Origin of the sequence: Bartonella sp. AA89HNZF (assembly GCF_042196905.1) — a bacterium.
GTDB lineage: Bacteria > Pseudomonadota > Alphaproteobacteria > Rhizobiales > Rhizobiaceae > Bartonella.
The window spans coordinates 1-5,022 of the sequence record NZ_JBHIRD010000043.1 but is presented as its reverse complement, the minus strand read 5'-3'; the positions used below and the strand labels follow the sequence as shown (position 1 = coordinate 5,022).

Genomic DNA, 5,022 nt, shown 5'->3' with positions numbered 1-5,022 from the left:
GTTGCAAATAACTGAGAGCCATTTACAACTTCTGTCGATTCTGCTGAAAGTACTCCTGCCTTAACACCTGAAAGGGTCCGGTCTTCTTTCTTACTGTTGGCAATATTGAGTTCTGTACCCTCTGCTTCTTTACCAATAGTGATAAGATTGGTTGCTTGATCTTTCTTAACAAGGCTATCACCTTTCACATTGGTAATCTCATTTTTAATCTCATTGGTAATTTCTTTATGAAGATCTGTGAAAGAACTACCTACTCCAGCAAACGCAGATGCTACATCGTGATATTCTTTATCTTCTGTTGTACCATCTTCTTTAAAGCCTTTAACCGTGAATGTAGGAGCGGTCCATTGACCTTCTTCATATTTAGCGCCACCACCTAAATAAGTTGCAACACTCTTATTGGTCGCAAAAAGCTGGTTACCCGTCACTGCATCCGTCGAGCCAGATTTAATGTCCCCATCTAATAGAGATGTAAGCTTGCTATTTGTCTTTGCTTCACCTGATCCATGCGTCGCTACAAACGCGCCTTTAACTTTATCCCACAACAAGGCGTCACCTTGAGCAGTGGTAATCTCATTATTAATTTCTTTGCTAATCTCATTTCTAATATTTGTGAAAGAAGTACCAACTCCAGCCAAAGCATCCGCCACATTGCCATAGTCTATCTCTTCAGATTTACCATCATCCTTAACTGTCTTAACCTTAAAACTTGGAGCTTTCCATTGTCCTTGCTCATCATAGCCAGCGCCACCACCAAAATACGTCGCAAATGTCTGATTCATTGAATAAAGCTGATTGCCAGTGATCGCTTCTGTCGAACCTTTAGAAATTTCTCCATCTAATAGAAACTTTAATTTGCTGTTTTCTTGTTCCGCTATAACTTGACCATCTTTCTCTTTGTTCTTTACATGACGTGCTACAAAGGCATTGGCTTCATCATTCCATAACAAAGCATCACCTTTAACTTGCTGAGCAATATTCGTTATGTTTTTAGTAAGTTCGCTAAACTTATTTGTTACATTATCATTGACATTCTTGATATTGCTATCAAGCTGGCTTTTGTTAACAGCGTCATTATTGTTCTTTGCTTCACCAACACCTGAAATTATCCGATCCGCACCAGTCTTGTTAGCTATGTTGATTTCACTGCCTTCTACTGCAGCTCCAATAGTGAGACGACTCGTTGTCTTATCTTGCTGAACAAAGCTCTCGCTTTCCACTTTGGTAATTACATTATTAACCTGTTCAGTCAATTTATTCTGAACATTCGTGATAGAACTTCCAACTCCTGCAAGTGCATCCGCTACATTCGTATATTTCTTGTCAAAAGAAGTACCATCCTCACTAAACTGCTTGATCTTGAAATCTGGATCTCTCCATATGTTCTCTTCATCGTAACCAGCACCACCACCAAAATAGGATGCAAGTGTGTTACCCATTGCATAAAGTTGACTACCATTGACAGCATCCGTTGATTTAACGCTGATCTCACCACTATCTAGAAACGTAATTTTACTGTTTTCCTGTCTCCTTACAGCTCTGCCTTTTTCTTCTTGCTTCTTCTCATGACGCGCTACAAAGGCATTGGCTTCATCATTCCATAACAAAGAATCCTGTGCTATCCCTTCAGAAACTTCTTTAATCCGTGCATTCACATGCTTGATATTTGTATCAAGACCGGCAAAAGCACTCCCAACATCATTAAAAGAGCCCTCTGTTATATTACCCTTTGTATCAATCTTGGATAAGTTATAAGTTGGTCCCGTCATGGCAGAACCAGCAACTCCTGCACCTCCACCAAAATATTTTGATGTATTCGCCATAGCCGTTTCCAAATTTTTCGCTGTGGACGAAAGACTCTCATTGATTTTGCTTAACTGTGAAAAATTAACTGCATCGTTCGCTCCAGTGCCATCAGACACTGATGTAATCTTTTTACCCCCAGCATCAATACCACCCCCAGACATGCTAGGACCGTCCTTAATCACAAAGCCATCATCACTCATCGTACTATTGCCTGTAATGACGCTTGTAAGTTTGAGAGTATCACTCAAAGTAAATTCAATTTTATGCTTACTTTCTGCAGTATTTTCTGCAATTTTTAAGTTATCTTTTCCTACTTCACTATTTTTCACTGAAAAATCTATTGTACTGCCTGGATTTACGTCTGTAGGATCGGTATCGTTAGCAGAGAGTTTCCAAACTCCTGATGCCAAATCTCGCAACGCTTTTAACTGTGCAACATTCACTGCATCAGTATCTTCACTACCCGCAGCCACACCGGTAATTTGTCGTGTTAGCTTACCATTACCCCCGCCACCTGCATCTCCTACACTAAAAGCTCCTGTTGTGCTTTTCCATGCTATACCGGTTTTTGTTGTCTCTTTACCTGTTGTAGGATCATAACCAGCAACATTCTTGTTTCTATCAGAGATAGATCCTCCACCTACAGCAACACCATCATTAACAAGCGCCTTTGAATTTACACCAATGGCAACCGAATTTTCCGTTACAGCATACGCTTGCGTACCTATAGCAATCGCATTTTCAGCATACGCGATTACTTTTCCGATAGGATTATCTGCGTTTTTTTCAAAGTGCCTGCCCCCTATTGCAATAGCACCTGCCCCCAAAGCTTCAGCATCTGTACCTAAAGCAACACTATTTGTACCTAATGCAGTTGCAAGCCCTCCAATAGCAACTGAAGATTTCCCCGACGCCTCTGATCCCACACCCATAGCAATACTTGCTATACCACCTGCAAGTGCGGAAACACCAAAGGCTTGCGCTCCTCCAGCCTTTGCTGTCGCACCTGAACCAAAAACGGTTGAATAATTACCCGTCGCTGCAGACCCACACCCTGTTGCAAAAGAATAAGCACCATAAGCCTCAGGCAATGCATTAGTAAAACCACCAGTACTTCCCCCTATATAACCACCCAAAACTTTACCATTAGTGCTACCCGTGTATCCATCACCAGTCCAAATCACCTGTTCAGTGGTCGTACCATAAGGATGACGACCATTAAACGCTTGATCAGTAATAAATCTATTATATTGTTGCTCTGCGGTTATTCGTCGATTATCAGCAATTCCTTGTTGTTGTTTGCCGCCACGACCAACAACGTTGTCTGCACCACAGAAGTCATCATCACCAGAAAAAACAACACTCCCATGACTACCATGCGGATACATAACATTAACACTATTTGTGCTTCTAATTATCTCTCCTGTTATTGAGAGATTCGCCGCAAAAACAGGAGAAACACTCGATAAAAGTGTGGCCATTACCGTACTAAGAGAGATAACTTTAATTAAATTTGGTGTGGAATATTTTTTTTTCATAACAAACTCTCCAATGAAAAAAACTTAAAAACACCTTCAAAACATAAAAAAGACACATTTTAGCATTATTGATCTCTTTGGAATTTAGAGTAGAGGATCATTGCTTAGAGTGTGAACATTTTGAGTCTTTTGTTTTGTTTGTGCTCTCTGTGTTGGGACCTAAATGCTTGTCTTTTTGATTATGTTTTTTGACATAAAGATAACACATTTAGAGTCTAAGGGTTTTAGTGTGTTGTTTTTTCCTAACTAAAAAGAGGCTTTGTATATTTAATATTACTTTTTACTTGGTAGTGGTTACTATAAAATCCTTTAAACTAGGTTTAGTGTGTGTTTTCCTAATTATAGATTTTATTTTTATTAGAAAGCATTGTTTTGTTAATAATAAGTAAAGTAAAGAGAAATTGTAATATTTACAGAATATAGTTTTCCTTGGATAATTGAATTTTTAGTTAGACTTTTTCTTTTTAATATATCGTGTAATGATATAGGCGTGGTCTTGTGATGCACCTCTTATCTCTACCACTGCTTATCCCCTTTTGAAAGTTATTTCATCAAAATGAGTCTTACCAATATACATTTTCGTACCATTATAGACTGTTCAAGAAAATGGCAATATAAAAATATAACTTTTTAGCAATATGGATTCTACTGTGATCTTTTTTCAACAAAATATAGAAAAACCTTCTATAAAACCTCAAAATTTATAGTGTCATCAAATATTATGCTTATCTCTAGATAAATACTGTGCATCTGTAAAAAAATATCCACCCTCATTTTAATAAAATAAGAATAAATGTCGTTAAAAGAATCCCTTGCTATCATCAACGCAGCTTTAATCTTAAGCCAACACCTCTTCTCTAATCTCCGCAGAACTTGTTGCGGATATATTAGAGCAAATGAAGCCATCCTCTGATATATAACCTAGTACCAAGAGCAAATGCGGATTGTCCACGCCATGCGCCGCCATCAAATGAAACAATTAACTTTCCTAGTGTATCGTTATAACGCAAACCTGCCACTGCCAAACCAACAGTCGCTGCTTGTCTTGCCTCTTTCCGAACATCTTCAATGGCATAACTAAACATTTCAAATTTCATATCGGTGGAGGATTACGATTCGTTAACACCATTATTCATCGCATTATCCTTGGATTCAGAAAAGTATTTATCTACATTTTTTTTGCATCATCAAAAACTGTCTTATCCGCTGCTTACTGTCATGTAACAACCAACTACCCCCCTCCACGAATTCTGTCAAATTTGCGTAAAACACACCACTCTTCATACATTTTCTCTTTTTTTATTTTCAATATTAATGCTGACTTTGTTATTTGTGAGAGCCGTTCTTTTAATCGTGTAACTCTTTTCACCCCTGTCTCGTATAGACAGGAGCGTTTTTGAAAATAATCGTAGTGAATTTTATTAATTTAGAGTTAAGCTTAATCCTACACCAACACCCCAGTGCCCTCCGGCATTTGTCACAGATAGACTAGAGCGGATATTTCCATCTTCAGATGTATAACCAGCACCAAGAGCAAATGCGGACTGATTGAGCCATATACCACTACCAAATGCAACACTTAACTTTCCTGGTGCATCATTGTAACGTAAGTTGGACACCGCTAGGCCAATAGCAGCAGCTTGTCTTGCTTCTTTCCGAACATCCTGAATAGCATAAT

At 38.6% G+C, this 5,022-nt stretch carries 1 protein-coding gene and 2 pseudogenes; all 3 read right to left on the bottom strand.

All coding sequences use genetic code 11. The features are described from left to right. A pseudogene (locus ACFIN0_RS09345) lies at positions 1–3,344 on the bottom strand (hypothetical protein); the annotation flags it as partial. An 838-nt stretch (positions 3,345–4,182) separates the two neighbouring features. Further along, positions 4,183–4,447, bottom strand: a pseudogene (locus ACFIN0_RS09340) (YadA-like family protein); the annotation flags it as partial. Between the two features lie 318 nt (positions 4,448–4,765). After that, the coding region (locus ACFIN0_RS09335; protein WP_375607607.1) for a YadA-like family protein at positions 4,766–5,022 on the bottom strand (257 nt) is incomplete at its 5' end.